At 71.7% G+C, this 19,327-nt stretch carries 12 protein-coding genes; 2 read left to right on the top strand and 10 right to left on the bottom strand.

Annotation, left to right across the window (positions count from 1 at the left end):
* Positions 1 to 14 precede the first annotated feature (14 nt).
* Entirely contained in the window at positions 15 to 1,916 is a 1,902-nt protein-coding gene (cobT, locus tag AC1MGR_RS04990) for a cobaltochelatase subunit CobT (protein WP_108038363.1), read from the top strand.
* A gap of 104 nt (positions 1,917 to 2,020) precedes the next feature.
* On the opposite strand, the gene addA is transcribed toward cobT, so the two are convergent.
* From addA to ahcY, 8 genes are all read right to left on the bottom strand, one after another.
* Positions 2,021 to 5,512: a double-strand break repair helicase AddA gene (addA, locus tag AC1MGR_RS04985; RefSeq protein WP_480233855.1), complete on the bottom strand. Its 3,492-nt coding sequence runs from the start codon at positions 5,510 to 5,512 to the stop codon at positions 2,021 to 2,023.
* Entirely contained in the window at positions 5,509 to 5,757 is a 249-nt protein-coding gene (locus tag AC1MGR_RS04980; protein ID WP_108038360.1) for a hypothetical protein, read from the bottom strand. Before AC1MGR_RS04980 ends, addA begins: the two co-directional genes overlap by 4 nt.
* A gap of 18 nt (positions 5,758 to 5,775) precedes the next feature.
* Positions 5,776 to 6,189, bottom strand: a complete 414-nt coding sequence (locus AC1MGR_RS04975; RefSeq protein WP_480233854.1) for a PIN domain-containing protein — start codon at positions 6,187 to 6,189, stop codon at positions 5,776 to 5,778.
* Positions 6,190 to 6,256: 67 nt separating this feature from the next.
* On the bottom strand, positions 6,257 to 9,391 hold the full coding sequence (gene addB / locus AC1MGR_RS04970; RefSeq protein ID WP_480233853.1) for a double-strand break repair protein AddB: 3,135 nt from the start codon (positions 9,389 to 9,391) through the stop codon (positions 6,257 to 6,259).
* A gap of 67 nt (positions 9,392 to 9,458) precedes the next feature.
* Positions 9,459 to 10,196, bottom strand: coding sequence for a nucleotidyltransferase family protein (locus tag AC1MGR_RS04965; RefSeq protein WP_480233852.1), 738 nt, complete (start codon positions 10,194 to 10,196; stop codon positions 9,459 to 9,461).
* Positions 10,197 to 10,274: 78 nt separating this feature from the next.
* Positions 10,275 to 11,801 (bottom strand): tRNA (adenosine(37)-N6)-threonylcarbamoyltransferase complex ATPase subunit type 1 TsaE, encoded by a 1,527-nt coding sequence (gene tsaE, locus AC1MGR_RS04960; RefSeq protein WP_480234723.1) that lies wholly within the window; start codon positions 11,799 to 11,801, stop codon positions 10,275 to 10,277.
* A 193-nt stretch (positions 11,802 to 11,994) separates the two neighbouring features.
* Positions 11,995 to 14,493, bottom strand: a complete 2,499-nt coding sequence (locus tag AC1MGR_RS04955; protein ID WP_480233851.1) for a sensor histidine kinase — start codon at positions 14,491 to 14,493, stop codon at positions 11,995 to 11,997.
* A gap of 313 nt (positions 14,494 to 14,806) precedes the next feature.
* The gene (gene ahcY, locus AC1MGR_RS04950; RefSeq protein ID WP_108038353.1) at positions 14,807 to 16,222 is read right to left on the bottom strand and encodes an adenosylhomocysteinase; all 1,416 of its coding nucleotides are present in this window, start codon (positions 16,220 to 16,222) and stop codon (positions 14,807 to 14,809) included.
* Positions 16,223 to 16,465: 243 nt separating this feature from the next.
* On the opposite strand from ahcY, the gene AC1MGR_RS04945 reads away from it, so the two are divergent.
* The gene (locus AC1MGR_RS04945) at positions 16,466 to 16,873 is read left to right on the top strand and encodes a hypothetical protein (RefSeq protein WP_108038351.1); all 408 of its coding nucleotides are present in this window, start codon (positions 16,466 to 16,468) and stop codon (positions 16,871 to 16,873) included.
* Between the two features lie 3 nt (positions 16,874 to 16,876).
* Here AC1MGR_RS04945 and AC1MGR_RS04940 read toward each other — a convergent pair whose 3' ends face one another.
* Positions 16,877 to 18,523 carry an AMP-binding protein gene (locus AC1MGR_RS04940; protein WP_480233850.1) on the bottom strand — a complete coding sequence of 549 codons (1,647 nt, stop codon included), beginning with the start codon at positions 18,521 to 18,523 and terminating at the stop codon, positions 16,877 to 16,879.
* Between the two features lie 10 nt (positions 18,524 to 18,533).
* Positions 18,534 to 19,133, bottom strand: a complete 600-nt coding sequence (locus AC1MGR_RS04935) for a nitroreductase family protein (RefSeq protein WP_108038348.1) — start codon at positions 19,131 to 19,133, stop codon at positions 18,534 to 18,536.
* Positions 19,134 to 19,327 lie beyond the last annotated feature (194 nt).

The following is a 19,327-nucleotide window of genomic DNA, read 5'->3' as shown; positions in this document are numbered from 1 at the left end:
AACCGTCGACCCGCATGTCGATCTCCAACCGCAAGCCCGGCGACCGGCGCGAGCCCGTCGCCGAACCGCTCAAGCGCTCGGTGGCGGGCTGCCTGCGCGCCATCGCCAAGCGCTCCGAGATCGAGGTGGTCTATGCCAGCGACCGCCCGGCCCTGACGGGTGAGAAGGCACGCCTGCCCGAGCCGCCGCGCAAGCTGACTCCGGAAGACGTCGCGGTCCTGCGCGGCAACGCCGATTCGATGGCCCTGCGGCTCGGCTGCCACGACGTCGCCGTGCATCGCCGGCTGGCGCCGGAGAATGCCGGCGCCCGGGCGGTCTTCGACGCGGTCGAGCAGGCCCGCGTCGAGGCCATCGGCTCGCGGCGCATGGCCGGCGTGGCCTCGAACCTCTCGGCGATGCTGGAGGACCGCTATCATCGCGGCGGCAAGTACGAGGACATCACCGACCGGGCCGATGCCCCGATGGAGGATGCCGTCGCCCTGATGGTGCGCGAGCGCCTGACCGGCGCGGCGCCCCCCGATGCGGCGCGCAAGATCGTCGATCTCTGGCGCCCCCACATCGAGGAGAAGGCCGGCGCGAATCTCGACGGGCTGATCGGTTCGATCGAGAATCAGCGCGCCTTCGCCCGCTCGGTGCGCGACCTCCTCACCTCCCTCGACATGGCGGACGAGACGCCGTTCGACCCCGAGGACGACGAGAACGAGGACGAGAACGAGGCCCAGGACGACGAGCAGACCCCGAGCGAGGGCGAGGCCGAGGAGCAGTCCCAGGGCGACCGCTCCGAGATGGAGACCTCGCAGGAGGCCACCGACGAGCTGCAGGAGGGCGCCACCGAGGCGGCCGACGCCCCCTCGGGCGAGTTGCCGGACGAGGCCGAGAACGCCGATTCCGAGGAAGCCTCCGAGGCCTGGCGTCCGCCGTCGCAGCGGACCAACGAGCCGCGCGGCCCGGAATACAAGGTCTTCAATCCGCGCTTCGACGAGATCATACACGCCGAGGATCTCTGCGACGTGGAGGAGCTGGCGCGCCTGCGCACCTATCTCGACAAGCAGCTCGCCCATCTCCAGGGCGTGGTCGGGCGCCTGGCCAACCGGCTGCAGCGCCGGCTCCTGGCCCAACAGAACCGCGCCTGGGACTTCGACCTCGAAGAGGGCCAGCTCGACCCCGCCCGCCTCGTGCGCGTGGTCACCGACCCGTTCCAGCCGCTCTCGTTCAAGCGCGAGAAGGACACGAACTTCCGCGATACCGTCGTGACCCTGCTGCTGGACAATTCCGGCTCGATGCGCGGGCGGCCGATCACCGTGGCGGCGACCTGCGCCGACATCCTGGCGCGCACGCTGGAGCGCTGCGGCGTCAAGGTCGAGATCCTGGGCTTCACCACGCGGGCCTGGAAGGGCGGGCAGTCGCGGGAGGCGTGGCTCGCCGGGGGCAAGCCGAACACCCCGGGCCGCCTCAACGACCTGCGCCACATCGTCTACAAGAGCGCCGACGCGCCCTGGCGCCGGGCGCGCAAGAACCTCGGGCTGATGATGCGCGAGGGCCTGCTCAAGGAGAACATCGACGGCGAGGCGCTGGACTGGGCCCACAAGCGGCTCCTGGCCCGGCCCGAGCAGCGCAAGATCCTGATGGTGATCTCGGACGGCGCGCCGGTCGACGATTCGACGCTGTCCGTGAACCCGGGCAACTATCTGGAGCGCCACCTGCGCTGGATGATCGAGGATATCGAGACCCGCTCGCCGGTGGAACTGCTGGCCATCGGCATCGGCCACGACGTGACGCGCTACTATCGCCGTGCCGTCACGATCATCGACGCCGAGGAACTCGGCGGCGCGATGACCGAGAAGCTCGCCGAACTCTTCGACGAGGATTCGGGCACGCCGGCGCCGCAGAAGCGGGCCGCCGGCGGGCGGCGCTAGAGTTGTCGGGGATCAGCGGGAACCCGTTCTCCCGACAAGACAAACGCCAGGGGCGACCCTGAGAGCCTGTCTGGTTCGGGATGAACCCGACAGAACTCCCGCGCTCACGCCGCCCTCTGCGCCAGCGCGTCGAGGGCGGCCGCGACCGCCTCGGCATCGAGCCGGCGGATCACGGGGCCTGAGGTCCAGACCAGCATCGGCACCACGCGGTGGCGCGGATAGATCTCCGCCAGGAGCGCGGCGTAGAGGGCGATCTGCCCGGCCTCCGCCCGCGGCAGCGGTGCCCCGTCCCGCGGGGACCGGCCGGTCTTGAAATCCGCGACCCAGACCGTGTCCTCGGTGATCGCCAGACGGTCGACGCGGCCGAAGACCGGGCGAGAGACGCCGCCGACCACGACCCGCCCCGACAGCGTCACCTCCGCCCGCGCCTCCGGCGCGAAGAGCGGTGCGAGGTCCGGTTCCCCGAACAGGTGCAGGGTCGCAGCCACGATGGCGGCCTGCTTGGCGCGGTCGAAGCCGGGGGCGCGGGCGCGCACGAAGGCGGTGGCGGCAGCCTCCCGCTGGGCGGGCTCGATCCGCGGCAGGTGCTCCACCAGGGAATGGATCAGGGTCCCGCGCCGGCGCGCCTCGCTGTCGGCCTGCCGCTGGCCCGGCTCCCGGCGGGTGTCGGCGGCCCCGAGGGCGCCGGACGGCGTCACCGGAGGGGCGGCCTCGACCTCCACGGGGACGGGTGCCTCCAGCCAGGCCGGCAGCGCGGGCGGCTCTTCCGGCGCGGCGGCGGCCGGAGCCGCCGGCTCCGCCGCGCCGCCGTCGCGCCACAGGGTGGCGGGGCCGTAGGAGGTATCCAGGACTTCCCCGGCCCCGAAGGTGCGCTCCAGGCCGGTGCGGATCATCTCGCACCAGGCCGCCTCGCTCGGGGCCTCGTGCCCGCGATAGGGCGCGATCACGAGGCGGTCGGCGGCACGGGTCATCGCCACGTAGAGCAGGCGGTTGTGCTCCTCGCGGGACCGGGATTGCAGGGTGGCGCGGGCCTGGGTCACGGCCTCGCAATCGCCGGCCTTGGCCCCGGCCCAGATCGGCGGCAGCGGTGCGGCGCCCTGGCCGAAGCGCTGCGCCCCCGGCAGGAGCGGCAGGAGCGGCGGGTCGTTACGCCCCAGGGCCTCGCAGCCGTCGATGACGATCACCACCGGCGCCTCCAGCCCCTTCGCCCCGTGGACGGTCATCACCCGGACCTCGTCGCGGCCGGAATCGAGGTCGCGCTTGACCGTGTGGCCGCCCTCCCCGCGCCCCGGCACGGTGTCGTAGCGGGCGAGGAATCCGCCGAGGGAGGGCGCGTCGGGCGCCTGCTCGGCCTGGGCCGCGGTCATCAGGAAAACGTCGATGGCGTCGCCGGCCTCGCCGCCGAGGCGGGAGACCAGGGCGCGCCGGCCGCCCCGCGCGCCGAGCAGCGCGGCGTAGAAGCCGAACGGCCCTTCGCAGGCCGCCAGGGCGATCCAGGAGGTCAGGGCCGCATGTCCTCGGATCGCGGCCGGGTCGCCGGCGGCGGCGTGCCGGGCGAGCGCATCCTCCAGGGTCTCGTGCAGGTCGCGGCGGGCCGCGATCCGCACGAGGTCGTCGTCGTTGAAGCCGACGAGGGGCGTCTTCAGGGCCCCGGCCAGGGTCAGGTCGTCGGCCGGCAGGAGCCCGGCGCGCCCCACCGCCACGAGGTCGTTGACGGCGATGTGGGCGGCGATGTCGAGGCGGTCCTGGCCGGCGACGGGCACGCCCAGGGCCTTCATGGCGCGGATGACCTCCTCGAAGGCCGCCGAGCGCTTGCGCACCAGGATGAGGATGTCGCCCGGGCGCCAGACCCGGCCGGTCTCGTCGCCGGTGGTGATCCAGGCCAAGGCCGCCCGGGCGACCCGGCGGGCGGTGACGATGGCCGGCGCGTTGGTCTCCGGCGCGTCGACGGGGGCGGCCCAGGCGTCGGGCTCGGGCTCCTCCGCCGGCTCCTCGATGGGCCAGAGCTCGACGGTGCCCGGCGCCGTGGCCCGGGCGGTGCTGTGAGTGGTGCCGACGGCCGCGTCCTCGAAGGACAGGCCGTCGTAGTGCTCGGGGATCGCGAAGGTGGCGTCCACCGCGCGCAGGACGCCGCCGGCCGAGCGGAACGACAGGTTCAGGTGGACGTCCTCGAAAGCGAGGTCGGCGCCGGCGGCCGCCCGCTGCCAGGCGCGCCGGGTGGTCTCGAACTCGCGGGGCTCGGCCCCCTGGAAGCTGTAGATCGACTGCTTCGGATCGCCCACGGCGAAGCGGGTCCGGGCAACCTCGCGGGCGCCCTCGCCGGAGGCGAACTCGGCGGTGATGCGGCGCAGGATCTCCCACTGGTGCGGGTTGGTGTCCTGCGCCTCGTCGATGAGCACGTGATCGACGCCGCGGTCGAGCTTGTACAGCACCCAGGTGGAATCGACCCGGCCGAGGAGGTCGAGGGTCTTGTGGATCAGGTCGTCGAAATCGAGGGCGCCGAGGCGGGCCTTCTGGGCCTCGACCCGGCGGTGGATCTCCCCGGCGAGGGTGAAGAGGGCGCGGGTGCGTTCCAGGGCGCGGACGCCGCGGAGCGTGTCCTGCAGCGGCTCCAGCCGGTCGCGCTCGTCGCGCAGGGCCTGCTTGTCGTCCTCCGGCACCGCCTTGGTGCCGAGGCTCTTGTCGGCCTTGGGCGTTCCCTCCTTGGTGAAGAAGATGGAGAGATAGGTCTCCAGCGCCTCGGCGGGCGAGTCCGCCGCCGCCACCGCGAGCAGCCGGTCGGCGATGCCGTCGTCGGTGGCCTTGCCGGTGCGCAGGCGGCCGGCGAGGGCGGCGAGATCCCCAAGCCCCCCGTCCAGCATGCGCACCTCGATCGCCGCCGCGCTGTCGCCGGGCCGGACGCCGAGGGTGTCGGCCAGCGCAGCGAAGGGACCGTCGAGGCCGAAGCGGCTGTCGAGCACGTCCCGCGCCCGCATGGCGCTGCGGATCGCCTTGCGCAGGGCGTCCCCCGTCGCCTCGGGACCCACGATGGCCAGGGCCTCGCCGAGATCCGGATGGCCGCCGCCGATGGCATCGGCCAGCACGTTCCCCGTCTCGATCTGGAACGCCTCCGCGGCCTGCGTCTCGTCCAGCACCACGAAGCGGGCCGGCACGTTCGCCTCGAAGGGGAACATGTGCAGCAGGCGTTCGCAGAGGGCGTGCAGGGTCTCGATCTTGAGGCCGCCCGGTGTCTCGACCGCGCGGGCGAACAGGCGCCGGGCCACCTGCAGCGTTTTTCGCGAGGGACGCGCTCCCGTGAGCTCCGTGAGTTCGGCCGACAGGGCGGCGTCGTCCAGCGTCACCCAGCGGCCGAGCACCCGGAACACCCGGATCGACATGTTGGCCGCCGCCGCCTTGGTGAAGGTGAGACAGAGGATGCGGGCGGGCGGCGCCCCATCGAGGAGCAGCCGCACCACCCGGTCGGTGAGGACCTTGGTCTTGCCCGCGCCGGCATTGGCCGAGACCCAGGCCGAGGCGCGGGGATCGGCGGCCTTGCGCTGCGCCGCCTTGGTGAGGTCGTCGACGACGAAGGCTTCGCGGACAGCCAAGCCACTCATCGGTTCGGCCTCATGCGGTCCTTCCGCTCGGGCGGGACGTCGGGAGCCCCGTCGAGCAGGGCCAGGGCCGCGTCCACGTCGGCACGCTCGGCCCGCGCCTGGAGCGCCTTCAGGCCGCGACGGTGGCCCAGCCCCTCCGCGATGAAGGCGACGAGCAACTGGTTGATGGAAACGTTGTCCTCATCAGCGGCTGTCTTGGCCTGGGACATGACGTGGTCGGGCAGGCGGAGTGCGAAGTTCGGCATGGCCCATCCTCGTGTCAGTCAGCGGGTCAGGTAGGCTTGCGGGGTCATCGCCTGAAGGCCGAAAGCCGACAGGACCGGCTTTCGGAAGTGGCGATCGTGGGTCAGGATCAACTCGGCTCCGGCGGCGAGGGCGCATTCGACGTAGAGGTCGTCCTTCGGATCGTCCAGGAACGGCCTGAAGCGGAACCGGGGCAGGGTCAGGACGGCGGTCGCGCACAGGGCATCCAAGATCGTGTCGATCCCGGCCTCGTCGATCCAGGGCGTGGGACCCAGCAGTCCCGGACGTTTGAGGACATCCTCGTACTCGAAAACCATCGCGGGCGAGAGCGCGAACGAAAACCGGCGGGTGAGCAGCCCCCGCAGCACGACGTGGGATGCTCCGTTGCGTGATCGCAGCGCGCCGAGCACGACGTTGGCATCGACGACGATCATATCCCTAAAATGATATCGCGGGCGATATCGGTCAAGAGCTTGATCCGACCTGTTGCCTCGTGGCCTGTCATCCCTCCCCCTCGCCGCCGAGCGACCATTCGAGCACCCGGGCGAGGTGGTCGTAGTCGCCGTAGGACTTGGCGTATTTCGGGTAGGGCCGCGAGGTGTAGGCGGCCTCGCCGGTGAGGAAGCGGGCGACGAGGCCACGGAAGCGCGCGACGTGCTCCTCGACGATGGCGGCGACCTCGCGCGCGTCGCCCCGTGGCGGCTTCACCGCCAGGGGCTCGAAGGGTTTGCGGCCGCCCGAGGCGTGGACGTAGAGGAGGTCCGGCGTCAGCGTGGTGGCGGGGAAGCCGTCGAAGGCCCCCGCCATGAGCATGGCCGCCTCCAGGGTAAGCTGGGGCGAGAAGCCGGCGAAGACCTCCTTGTTGCTCGGCGGCAGGCCGGTCTTGAAGTCGACGATGCAGGCCCCGCCGTCGCGGCGGCGCTCGATCCGGTCGGCCCGCGCCCGCAGGGTGAAGCTCTCGCCGCCCATCGGGATCACCCACTTGCCTGAGATCTCCGGGTGCACCCGGGCGAGTTGCGCCCGGCGCTCCGTCTCCCAGGCCAGGAAGTGCGCCGCCAGTCGCTCGTAGCGCGGCCACCACTCAGCGTAGAGTTCGGGATAGGTGTCGGAGATCGGCCGGAAGGCGTTGAGGGCGAGGTCGAGCAGCTGCTCCACCGCCGTCTCGGGCAGCGTCTCGGGATGGTCCTGGGCGAACTGGCCGAGGATCTCGTGGATCAGCGTGCCGCGGTCGGCGGCCCCCGGCTCGGCCGCCACGGGATCGAGCGGATCGAGGCCGAGGACGTGCCGGGCGAAGATCACGTAGGGGTCGCGCACCAGGGTCTCGACCTCGGTGACGCTCAAGGAGCGTGGAAACAGCGCCGGATCCGGCTTCGGCCGCGGCTGCTTCAGGCGGGCCTGCGCCGGGCCGGTGCCCTGGTCGAGGGCGGCGGCATAGGCCGAGAAGCGTCGCCCTGCGGAGAGCGCCCGGTTCCAGCAGGCGTCGCCCGTGAAGGCCCGCAGGCGCTGCAGGAAGCGCGAGGGCACGGTCGGCGCGCCTTCGCGCTTGGCCGCCCGGGTGACGAGCGCGTCGTGGTGGCCCAGGGCCTGGACGAAGTCGTGGGCACTCTGGCCGATCCGGCGTTCCGGCGGGTTGAGGCCGATGCGCTCGCGCATGGGCCGGTTGAGGAAGGCGTCGGTGGTCGTCTGCATCGGCCAGACGCCCTCGTCGAGGCCGCCGAGCACGACCCGGTCGACGCTCATCAGCCGCGCCTCCAGCAGGCCGAGGATGCGCAGGCGCGGATGCGGGCGCCCGTCGCTGCAGGCGACCAGCCGCTCGCGGGCGAGCGCCGTGAAGAAGGCGGGGTAGTCGCCGAAGCGGCCGGGCAGCAGGCCGGGCTCGGCCATCTCCAGGTCGTCGAACAGGGTATCGAGGACGCCCAGGGAGGCGTCGTCGACGGCCTCGCCCTCGGCCGCGTCGATCAGCCGATCGAAGGTGGCGCGATGGCAGGCGGCATAGGCGACGAGGTTGCCGACACCGCGGTGATCGGCGTCGAGGAAGCTGTCGAAGGCCAGTTCCAGCCGGTCGAGGAGACCGGCGGCGAGGTCCCAGTCGCGTTCGGTGAGGCGGCGCTTGGCCCGGGGCCGGCGCCCGGTCGCGGTGCGCTGGTCGGACAGGGCCTGGCGCAGCCCGTCGAAGCCCGGCGCCGGGGCGGGCCCGCGCAAGGTCCCGATCTCCAGGGCGGCGGCGGCCCGGACCACGTCGCTGCGCGGCAGGCCGAGCCGGACATAGGGATGGGACAGGAGCGTGATCAGCCGGGCCGGCTGGAGATCGGCCGCCACCTCGGCCGCGAGACGGGCCAGCCGCCCGGCCCGGCTGCGCGACAGCGCCTCGCCGCCGGAATCCTCCGCGACGATGCCCCAGCGGGCGAGTTCGGCCGCGACGCGCAGGGCCAGGGCGCGGTCCGGGGTCACCAGGGCCGCCGTCGCGCCCGGCGCTTCCAGGGTCTCGCGCAGGGCGATGGCGATGATCAGCGCCTCCTCGCGCTCGTCGCTCGCCTCGACCACGGCCAGGCCCTGCATGCCCTCCTCCGCCAGGCGGGCCCGGTCGGCGGGGTCGAGGGCGGCCCAGGCCTCGGTGGTCTCGGCCGGGCGCAGGGCCTGTGACAGCAGGCCGAAGCGGGCCTGGGCCTCGGCAGAGGTCTCGCCGAGGGTCGCCACCTGTGCCCGGTCGCGATCGAGACCGGCGGGTCCGAGGAGGCGATGCAGGACCGCCTGCGGGTGACCATGCGCGATCTCGCGCGACACCCCCTCGCCGGTCTCGATGGCGTCCCAGCCGGCGGCGTCGAGTTCGGAGTCGAGGCCTGGCAGCACCACGGCGCCGCGGGGCAGCCCGGCCACCGCGGCGATCAGCTTTGCGGTCGCCGGCACCGAGCCGGTGGAACCCGCCACGATCACCGGATCGGCAGGCCGGTCGCGCATCAGCCGGTCCGCCTCGGCCAGGACGAGGCGGCGCGAGCGCGAGACCGGGTCGCTCATCCCGCGCTCGGCGAGGATCTTGGGCCAGGCCTCGGCGGCGATCTTCACGAAGTCCAGGGTCAGGCCGAAATAGCGCGAGTACTCGGCCTCCACGGCGCCGCCGATCTCGGCCCAGGGGAGGCCCTCGACGGTGAGCGCGTCCATCAGCCGCTCGAGGTCGGCGGCGAGCCCGATCGCGTCGGCGGGAGAGGACGGAACCAGGAAGGGCACGTCGTCGTCGATGGGCAGCAGCGTACGGTCCACCGCCTCGGCCCAGCTCTGCACGAGCCGGGCGAGGATAAGCCGGCGCTCCAGGGGCGGCATCGCCGGTGCGAGGAGATCGGGGCCGTTCTCCAGGAGCGGGTTGGCGGCGAGGTCCAGCTCCGCCTCGTCGGCCTCGCCGAGAGGGACCATCCGGGGCAGCAGGGCCGCCTGGCCGAGGCGCGCGGCGAGGATCGCGGCCAGCGCCCGCACCGCCCGCTGCGTCGGCAGGTAGACGGTGACGGAGGCGAGCGCGAAGCGATCGTCGCCGATCGCGCCCACGAGGCGCCCGGAAATCAAGGCGTCGGCGAGGGTCGGCAGGAAGGGCGCGCCGGGCGGGATCGAGAAGACGTGGGCGGTCGGGACGTCTGAGGTCGGCATCCCACTCTCCATGCCACCAAATCCCGTGACCTGGAATGCGGCGCCCTGCCGAATCGCCGATCGGCCCTCAGGGCGTCGGCGCGGTAGACTTCACCCGGGCCTCGGCCGCCGTGATCGCCTCCGGCGTGCCGACGTGGAGCCATTGCCCGTCGAGGCGCAGGCCGTGCAGGCGACCGGCCGCGATGGCGCGGTCGAACAGGAGGTTGAGGGAGAAGGCGCCCTCGGGGGTCCCGGCGAACAGGCCGGGCTTCAGGATGGCGACGCCGGCATAGATGAAGGGCGCCACCTCGCGCTCGCCGCGGCGCTCCAGGGCCCCGGACGAATCCATCACGAAATCGCCGCTGCCCTCGTAGCCGAGGCTGGTCGCGGTCGGTGCGACGAGGAGGAGGATGTCCATCGCCGCCGGGTCCCAGGCGGCGATCAGGCGGCCGAGATTCGACTCAGGGCCTTCCAGCCAGAACGAATCGGCGTTGAAGACCACGAACGGGTCGTCGCCGAGGAGCGGCAGGGCCTTCTTCACGCCGCCGCCGGTCTCGAGCAGGACGTCACGCTCGTCCGAGAGCACGATCGCCGGCGCGGCCCGGCGCTTGCGCACATGCCCCTCGATCAGGTCCGCGAGGTAGTGGACGTTGACCACCGCCTCGGTGATGCCGCCCTCGGCCGCCCGGTCGAGGGCGTGGTCGAGGAGCGCCCGGCCCGCCACCTCCACCAGGGGTTTGGGCACCGTCGCGGTGATCGGGCGCATGCGCTTGCCGAGACCCGCCGCGAGGACGAAGGCGCGGGTGATGGGGGCTGTATCGGACATGGCGGCTTGGTCTCGTCGAAGAGGTCTCGGGCGGGCGTGGCTGCCCTCCGGCAGCGTCCCCGCGGGCATCGCGGATCGTCAGGCGCCCTCGGACGGCTCGCCCGCGGCCTTCGGCACGAGGTGCGGCAGGTGCGCCTCGTGCCAGAGGCGCAGGTGGGTCAGGGCCGGGTGGTTGAGGTTGCGGGTCAGGTAGCCCTCGATGCGCGGCAGGTGCGCGAGGTAGGCCGGCTTGCCGTCGCGCCGGTCGAGGCGGGCGAAGATGCCGAGGATCTTGGTGGCGCGCTGGGCGGCCAGCACCGCGTAGGCCCGGGCGAAGGCCTGCATGTCGAAGTCGGGCTCGCGAGCCCGGCGCTCGCGGACATAGAGGCCGAGGAGGCGCAGCTCGAACTCGGCGGTCGCGTCCACCCGCGCGTCCTGGAGAAGCGAGGCGACGTCGTAGGCAGGGTGGCCCAGGACCGCGTCCTGGAAGTCGATGACGCCGATGCGCTCCAGCCCCTCGCGCTCGGGCAGCCAGATCAGGTTGGGCGAGTGGTAGTCCCGCAGGGTCCAGGTCGGGCGGGCGGGCTTGATGCTGTCGAGCACCTCCGCCCACAGGGCCACGAACTCGGACCGGGCCGCGTGGGGCAGCTCGGCGCCCCGGATCGCCGGGCAGTACCAGTCGGGCAGCAACTCGGTCTCGAAGACCAGGGCTTCGAGGTCGTAGGGCGGCAGGACGTGGTCGATGCCGTCCGCCACGGGCAGGACGCCCGGCAACTCGGTGGCGTGGAGCTTGGCGAGGAGGCGCACCGCCTCGGCGTAGCGCTCGGGCCGCGGCCCGTTGGCGTCGACCACCGGCTCGGAGCCGAGGTCCTCGAGGATCAGCAGGCCCTCGGCGAGGTCCTCGCCGTAGATGCGGGGCGCCGAGAACCCGAGGGCGCGCAGGCCGCGATCCATCCCGACGAAGGCGTGCACGCTCTCGGCGAGCTTGACGATGGCGCTGTAGGGGCGGCCGTTGCGGACCGGCGGGCCGTCGGCGCGGGGCGGCGAGATCATCAGCACGGCGCTCTTGCCGTCCGGCTTCACCAGGCGCTCGTAGGCGCGCGAGGAGGCGTCGCCCTGCATGTTGAGGCGGGTGGCCTCGTCCCAGCCGCTGCGGACGAGGAGGATGCGCAGGGCGCGCGCCCGCTTCAGCCGGGCGGCCATGCCGCCGCTGCCGTCGATGCGGGCGAAGCGGGCGCCGTCCCCGAACTCGGCCCGCAGGGAGAGGTCGACGGTGAGCATCGGGGCGTCGCGGAGCCCGAGGCGCTCGGGCCATTCCACCAGGGTGATGGCGGTCTCGGCCATCTCGTCGAAGCCGAGCTCGACGAGTTCGTCGGGGCTGCGCAGGCGGTAGAGGTCGGCATGCACGATGGCACGCCCGTCGGCCGCCTCGTAGGGCTGGATCAGCGTGAAGGTCGGGCTCGGCACGTCGAGGTCGGGGTCGCCGACGAGTTCGCGGATCAGCGCACGCGCGAGGGTGGTCTTGCCGCCGCCGAGGCCGCCGGACAGGGCGACGATGTCGCCCGGCACGAGCAGCCCCGCCAGGAAGCGGCCGAGATCCTCGGTGGCGCCCTCCTCCGGGAGCATGATCTCCCAGGCCGATTTCACCTCACGCTGGGGCGTGTCGGCACCATCCTCGTTCAACGCCCAATTCCTCCATGGCCGTGCGCCGCCGCGGCCGGATCCGGTTCGCGCAGAGCCCCGCTGTCATACCGGAGCATCCTTAACCAAATCGCGGACAGACCGAAGGGTCCATCGGGACGCTCCCGGGCCAGAGCCCCTATTCGGCGGCATCCCGCCGCGCGGTCGGCTCGGTGGTCGGGAAGGTGCAGGTGACGCGGGTACCGGCGCCGGGGGCCGATTCCAGGCTGACGCGCCCGCCGTGCAGTTCCACGAAGGAGCGCACGATGGAAAGGCCGAGGCCGACACCGCGATGGCGGGTGCCGAGGGTGTTGCTCTCGAACCGGTCGAAGACCCGCGCGGCCACCTCGGGTGGCATGCCCTGGCCCTGGTCGACCACCGCCAGGGTGAGTTCCGATGCGTTGCGGCGGACCTCGACGCGGACCTGCTGGCCCGGTGCCGAGAAGCCGACGGCGTTCGACAGCAGGTTGAACAGGATCTGGCGGACGCGCTTGCCGTCGGCGACGAAGCTGCCGACGTCGTCGGGCACGTCGAGGTCCAGGGCGATGGCGGAGTCGGCGAGACGGTCTTCCAATCCGCGCACGGCGGCGTCGACGGTGGCGCGGACGTCGACCACCTCGCGGGTGAGTTCGAGGGAGCCCGCGTCGATGGAGGCGAGATCGAGGATGTCGTTGATCATCACGAGCAGCGCGCCGGACGAGCGCATGATGTGCCCGGAATACTCCCGCTGGCGCTCGTTCAGGGCGCCCACCGTCTCGTCACCGAGGAGCTGGGTGAAGCCGATGATGTTGGTGAGCGGCGAGCGCAGCTCGTAGGAGACATGGTTCACGAAGGTGTCGCGCAGCTGCGAGGTGCGCTCCAGGGCGTCGTTCTTGTCGGTGAGCGCGCGCTCCACGTTCACGCTGGCGGTGACGTCGATGAGGGTGAGCAGCGTCGCGCCCTCGGGCAGCGGCTGGGCGGCGCAGTCGAGCACGGTGCCGTCGACGATCTCCAGGCGGCAGGTCAGGCCGGCGCGGCTCTCCAGGCCCGTGATGGCACCGCGGATGTCGATCCACGGATCCTCGTCGGGCGACAGGGTCTGGCAGGCGGCGATGACGGCATCGACCCGGGGGCGCTCGCGCAGGGTCTCGGGGTCGAGGCGCCACAGTGTGGCGAAGGCGCGGTTGGCGAAGGTCAGGCGGCCGTCGGCGCCGAACACCGCCACGGGCTCCTTCAAGGTGTCGAGGGTCTCGGCCTGCACCCGCATCAGGGCGTTGTAGCGGGACTCGAGCTTCATGTTCTCCGAGACGTCGTCGAACAGGTAGGTGAGGCCGCCCTGGGGATTGGGATCGGCGACGACGCGCAGGGAGCGCCCGTCGGGCAGGTACCACCAGGCCTCGTTGGCCTCGACGGCGCGGTAGGCGGCGAGCACGTCGGCTTTCCAGGACTTGAAGTCGGCCTGCTCGGGCAGCTTCCGGGCGGCGCGCAGCCGGTCGAGGATCTCGCCGTCGAGGGGACGGCCGTCGAGGAAGGCGGGGTCGAGGTCCCAGAGCTGGCGATAGGCGGCGTTGTGGAAGATCAGGCGCTGGCGGGCGTCGAACATCGCCACGGCGGTGGGCAGCTGGTCGAGGGTGCGGACGTTGGCATCCATCTGCCGCTGCAGGTCGGCGCGGACGCTCTCGAGTTCCGAGACGTCGACGGCGATGCCGACGCGGCCGGTCTCGATGGCGCTCTCGGTGACGTCGAGGGTGCGCCGGCCGCCCGCCACCACGGCGGAGAGGCGATGCGGCACGCGGCCCCCGGCGGCCAGACGGCCGGATTCGTCGCGGGCGATGAGGTCCCGGGCCTGCCGGTCGAGGAGTTCGACGCCGCCCTCGAGGGCATGCTCCCGGGTGCCCGCCTCCACCGCCGCGACATAGGCGAGGTTGACCCAGGCGAGCGCCCCGTCGCGATTGCGGCGCCAGACCGGCTGCGGGATCGCGTCGAGGAGGCTGCCGAGTGCCGAGAGACCGCGCTTGGCCTCGTACAGGGTGAGACGCAGGTCGATGAGTTCGCGTTTCTCGTCCGTGGTCTCGCGCAGGCGCAGGATCGCGCGGCCGGACAGGGCCTGCCCGTGCGCGTCGATGAAGCGGCCCGACTGTGTGCGCAGGCTCAGGCGGAAGCCGGCGCCGCGGGCGCGGAGCGCCTCGACGGCGGAGTTCAGGGCATCGGCGTCGACCGCATGCAGCCAGGTCTCGAAGGCGGGCAGGCCGAGATCGGCCTCGCCGGGCGCGCGCCGGCCATCGATGAGGCCGAGATCACCCTCGATGGTCGGGGCGCCGCGGCCCGACCAGGTGATCAGGACCTGGCGCTCGGCGTTCAGCAGCATCTCGGCGCGATCGTGCGATTCGCGCAGGGCCGACAGCTCGGTCACGAGGTCGCGCTCGCGCCGGGTCCAGCGGCTGCGCTCGCGCATGTGCAGCAGGGCGACGATGGTGGAGAACACCGTCAGGCCGATCAGGATGGCGAGACCGGCGGCGTTGTGCGTGTGTTGCCCGAATCCCGAGACGGCAGCGCTGGCATCCATTCCCGTCGCGGCCGCCCGCGCCGGAGGACCGGCGACGGCGACGACGAGAGAGCCGGCGCACAGCAGGGCGCGCGCCGTTCGTTCGACCCTCATGATCCGTCCCGCCTCCACGAATCTTCGATGAGACGCCGAAAGGCGCCCATCCCGCAACCGGCCGGAGGCCGGCTGCGAGCCACTCCATCTGAGGAATCAGCCCACACTAGCGCGAGGCGGAATCGTCCCGGAAGAGGGTTAAGCTTAACTTTAGAGGCTTCGCAGGCGATGGCCGCGCAGGAGCGCAGAAAAGCCACACTGTGTCGGCGTGCGGGCCGCCCCCGAACGCGCGGAAGCCCGGCACGGGGGCCGGGCTTCGCAGGAAGGCGATCGGATTTCGTTTCGGCGCCCCGCGCGGGGCGCCGGAGCGATCTCAGTAGCGGTAGTGGTCGGGCTTGAACGGGCCGTTCTCGGAGACGCCGATATAGGCGGCCTGGTCGGGACGGAGCTTGGAGAGCTTGACGCCGATCTTCTCGAGGTGGAGGAGCGCGACCTTCTCGTCGAGGGCCTTGGGCAGGGTGTAGACCTGCTTCTCGTACTTGCCCGGGTTGGTCCAGAGCTCGATCTGGGCCAGGGTCTGGTTGGTGAACGAGGCCGACATCACGAAGGACGGGTGGCCGGTGGCGTTGCCGAGGTTCACCAGGCGTCCCTCCGACAGGAGGATGATGCGGTGGCCGTCGGGGAAGGTGATCTCGTCCACCTGCGGCTTGATGTTCGACCACTGGAGGTTCTTCAGGCCGGCGACCTGGATCTCGTTGTCGAAGTGGCCGATGTTGCACACGATGGCGCGGTCCTTCATCGCCCGCATGTGCTCGATGGTGATGATGTCCTTGTTGCCCGTGGCGGTGACGAAGATGTCGGCGCGCGGAGCGGCGTCCTCCATCGTCACGACCTCGTAGCCTTCCATCGCGGCCTGGAGCGCGCAGATCGGATCGACCTCGGAGACGAGGACGCGGCAGCCGGCGTGGCGCAGCGAAGAGGCCGAGCCCTTGCCCACGTCGCCGAAGCCCGCGACCATGGCGACCTTGCCGGCCATCATCACGTCGGTGCCGCGGCGGATGCCGTCGACCAGCGACTCGCGGCAGCCGTAGAGGTTGTCGAACTTCGACTTGGTGACGGCGTCGTTCACGTTGATCGCCGGGAAGAGCAGCTTGCCTTCCTTGGCGAGGTTGTAGAGGCGGTGCACGCCGGTGGTGGTCTCCTCGGAGACGCCCTTGATCGAGTCGGCGAGACCGGCGAACCAGCCCTTCGGCTTCTCGGCGAGCTTCTTCTTGAGGAGCGCGAAGAAGATCTCCTCCTCCTCGGATTCCGGCTTGTCGAGGAAGGCGGTGTCGCCGTTCTCGGCGCGCAGGCCCAGGTGTACGAACATGGTGGCGTCGCCGCCGTCGTCGAGGATCATGTTCGGCATGCCGCCGTCATGCCAGTCGAACAGCTTCGAGGTGTAGTCCCAGTACTCCTCCAGCGTCTCGCCCTTGATGGCGAAGACCGGGATGCCGGCGGCGGCGATGGCGGCGGCGGCGTGGTCCTGGGTCGAGTAGATGTTGCAGGAGACCCAGCGGATGTCGGCGCCCAGCGCCTTCAGGGTCTCGATCAGCACGGCCGTCTGGATCGTCATGTGCAGCGAGCCGGCGATCTTCGCGCCCTTCAGCGGCTGCGACGGACCGAACTCCTCGCGCGTGGCCATCAGGCCCGGCATCTCGGTCTCGGCGATCGAGATCTCCTTGCGGCCGTAATCGGCCAGGCCGATGTCCTTGACGATGTAATCCTGGGCCGGGGAAGTCTGGGCCATGGGGGTTCGCTCCGTCTCTCGTTGCGTCTCGGCGAGGCCTATAGCAGGGCACCGGACCGGAGGCAATCAAGATATAAAGATGTCTTTATGCGAACCGTTCCAAGCGGCGCTTCCCTTACTGATCGCCAACACCACATGACAAATCACCCTCAACGTGCATCCATCCGGATCGGTTGTGTCTGACGCCCGGACACGATTCGCGCATGCTCCGGCGCACGCGTACCAAGAGCGGAGCGTCACTGCATGAACCGGTACCTCGTCCTGGCCATCGCCCTCGGTTTCGCCCCGATCGACGCGGCCCAGGCCACCCCGATGCGCATGGCTACCTTCGAAAAAGTCGTGCTGTCGGGCAGCCGGCTCATCGTGGGGTCGTTCTCGTCGCTCGATCCGACCTGCCGGTCCCTCGGCCCGTTCACGGTCAGCCTCATCGATCCGCCGCAGGACGGCCACGTCCAGATCGGCCAGGGAGAGGATTTCCCGAACTTCTCGATGTTCAACGTCCGCGCGCGCTGCAACACCCGCAAGCGGCCCGCCACCCTGGTCTTCTACACCGCGACGCCGGGCTATACCGGACCGGACGAATTCTCGATCGAACTCGTCGATCCGCGGGGAAACGTCGGCCGTGCGCGCTACCGCCTCATGGTTCGATAGGCCTCACGCTTCGTCGCGCAGCGCGCGCCGGATGATCTTGCCCGTGGTGGTCATCGGCAGACTGTCGCGGAACGCGATCTCGCGTGGGTACTCATGGGCCGAGAGGCGCGTGCGCACGAAAGCCTGGATCTCGGCCGCGAGCGCGTCGGAGGCAGTGAAGCCCGGACGCAGGACGACGAAGGCCTTCACGATCTCGGTGCGCAGGGGGTCAGGCTTGCCCACCGCGGCGGCAAGGGCCACGGCCGGATGCGCGCCGAGGCAATCCTCGATCTCGGTGGGACCGATGCGGTAGGCCGCCGAGGTGATGAGATCGTCCTCGCGCCCGACGAAGTGGACGTAGCCGTCGGCGTCGCGCCGGGCGGTGTCGCCGGTCAGCATCCAGTCGCCGGAGAACTTCTTCGCCGTCGCTTCGGGCTGGTTCCAGTAGCGCAGGAACATCACCGGGTCGGGCCGCGCGATGGCGATCTCGCCGGGCTCGTCGACGGCGGCCTCGCTGCCGTCCGGCCGCAGGATCGCGACCCGGTGCCCCGGGACCGGGCGTCCGGTGGAACCGGCCCGGGCCACCCCGGCCGCCCGGCAGGCGGCGAGGACGAGGTTGCACTCGGTCTGGCCATAGGCCTCGCCGATGGTCAGACCGAGCGCGCGCTGGGCCCAGTCGAAGGTTTCCGGCCCCAGGGCTTCGCCGGCGGAGGCGATGTTGCGCAGGCGGGACAGGTCGAAGCGCCCGCGCGGATCGGCGACGCCGCGCAGCATGCGCAGGGCCGTGGGCGGCAGGAACGCGAGGGTGACCGCCCGCTCGGCGATCAGCCGGAACGCGGCGTCCGGCTCGAACCGGAACGTCGGACAGGCCACCACCGGCATGCCGAAATGCAGGCTCGGCAGCGTCGCGTTGAGGAGGCCGCCGGCCCAGGCCCAGTCGGACGGCGTCCACATCCGGTCCCCGGCCCTGGGCGGGAAGTCGTGCATCATGCAGAAGCCCGGCAGGTGCCCCAGGAGCACCCGGTGGGCGTGCAGTGCGCCCTTGGCGGGCCCGGTGGTGCCGGAGGTGTAGATCATCAGGGCGGGATCGTCGGCCCGGGTGTCGACCGCCACGAAGCCGTCCGGCGCCTCGGCGAGCAAGTCCTCATAGCCAAGAACCTCGTAGCCGAGAACCTCGTGGCCGATGACTTCGCCGCGCGCGCCGTCCACGCAGACGACGAGTTCCAGCGCCGGCAGGTCGGCGCGGAGGGCCTCGATCTTGGAGAGGCCCGCCCCGTCGGTGATCAGGACGCGGGCATCGGCATCGGTCAGGCGGTAGCGCAGGGCATCCGGCCCGAACAGGCCGGCGAGCGGCAGCGCGATCGCCCCCAGCTTGTAGGCGGCCGCATGGGCGATCACCACGGCGGCCGATTGCGGGAGCAGCACGCCGACCCGGTCGCCCGGCACGACGCCCCGTGCCCGCAACCCGGCGGCCAGACGGTCGGAGCCCTCCCGCAATGCGCCGAAGGTGACCTCCGAGACCCGCGTCCCGACGACCTCCTGGATCGCGACCCGGCCGGGCTCGCGCAAGGCCCAGCGGTCACAGACATCGACGCCGATGTTGAACCGCTCCGGGATGTCCCAGGCGAAACCGGCGACGAGCCCGGCATAGTCGGGGGCGGGCCTCAACACGGCGGACGACTCAGGCTTCGCGGGCCTTGAAGGCACCGGCAAAGGCGAAGTCGGTGATCGGGCGCCGGCCGTTCGGCACCTCCTTGGCGCGCTGCTCCTCGGTCAGATCGGCCGGATTCGCCGCGCGCCCGACCGCATAAGCCGCCTCGACCTGATGGTCCGGCGGCACGTTGAGGACGGTCACGGAGCGCTCCTTGTCGAACCCGCCCATGCCGTGCACGTGCCAGCCCTGGCGGATCGCCTGGAGCTGGAAGTTCGCCGAGGCGGCTCCGGTGTCGAGGGAATGGCTCGCCGAGGGCTTCAGCCCGTCGCCGGTCTTCATCAGCTTGCTCGAAACCAGGATGACGAGGGCGCCGGCCCCTTCCGCCCACTTGCGGTTTCCCGGCACCAGCAGGTCGAGGAAGGTCTCCCAGTCGGGCGTGCCGCGCAGGGCGTAGACGAAGCGCCAGGGCTGGGAGTTGTAGGAGGACGGCGCCCAGCGCGCGGCCTCGATCATGCGCAGCAGCTCGGATTCCGGCACGGCCTCGCCCGTGAAGGCACGGGGCGACCAGCGCTCGATGAAGAGCGGATCGATGTCGTGGTCGGGCTGGCGCGGATTCGGGACGGTCACGGGCAGGCTCCAGGCGGCGAAGAGATCCGGGTCGGGTCGTGGCGGCGCGCGCTCGGATCTGGATGAGGCATGCACGAGGTGGGGCCCGGGAGGCAATCGTCCATTCCAGCCGGCACCGTCGCAGGGCGGGAATGCGGGGGGATTCCCGCTGCGGTGTGGCGGGTGCGTGCCATCGATCGCTCGGATTCTAACGA

Source organism: Methylobacterium sp. BI1, assembly GCF_056680125.1.
The sequence above is the reverse complement of the archived record's forward strand: the minus strand, read 5'-3'. Positions and strand labels throughout refer to the sequence as shown.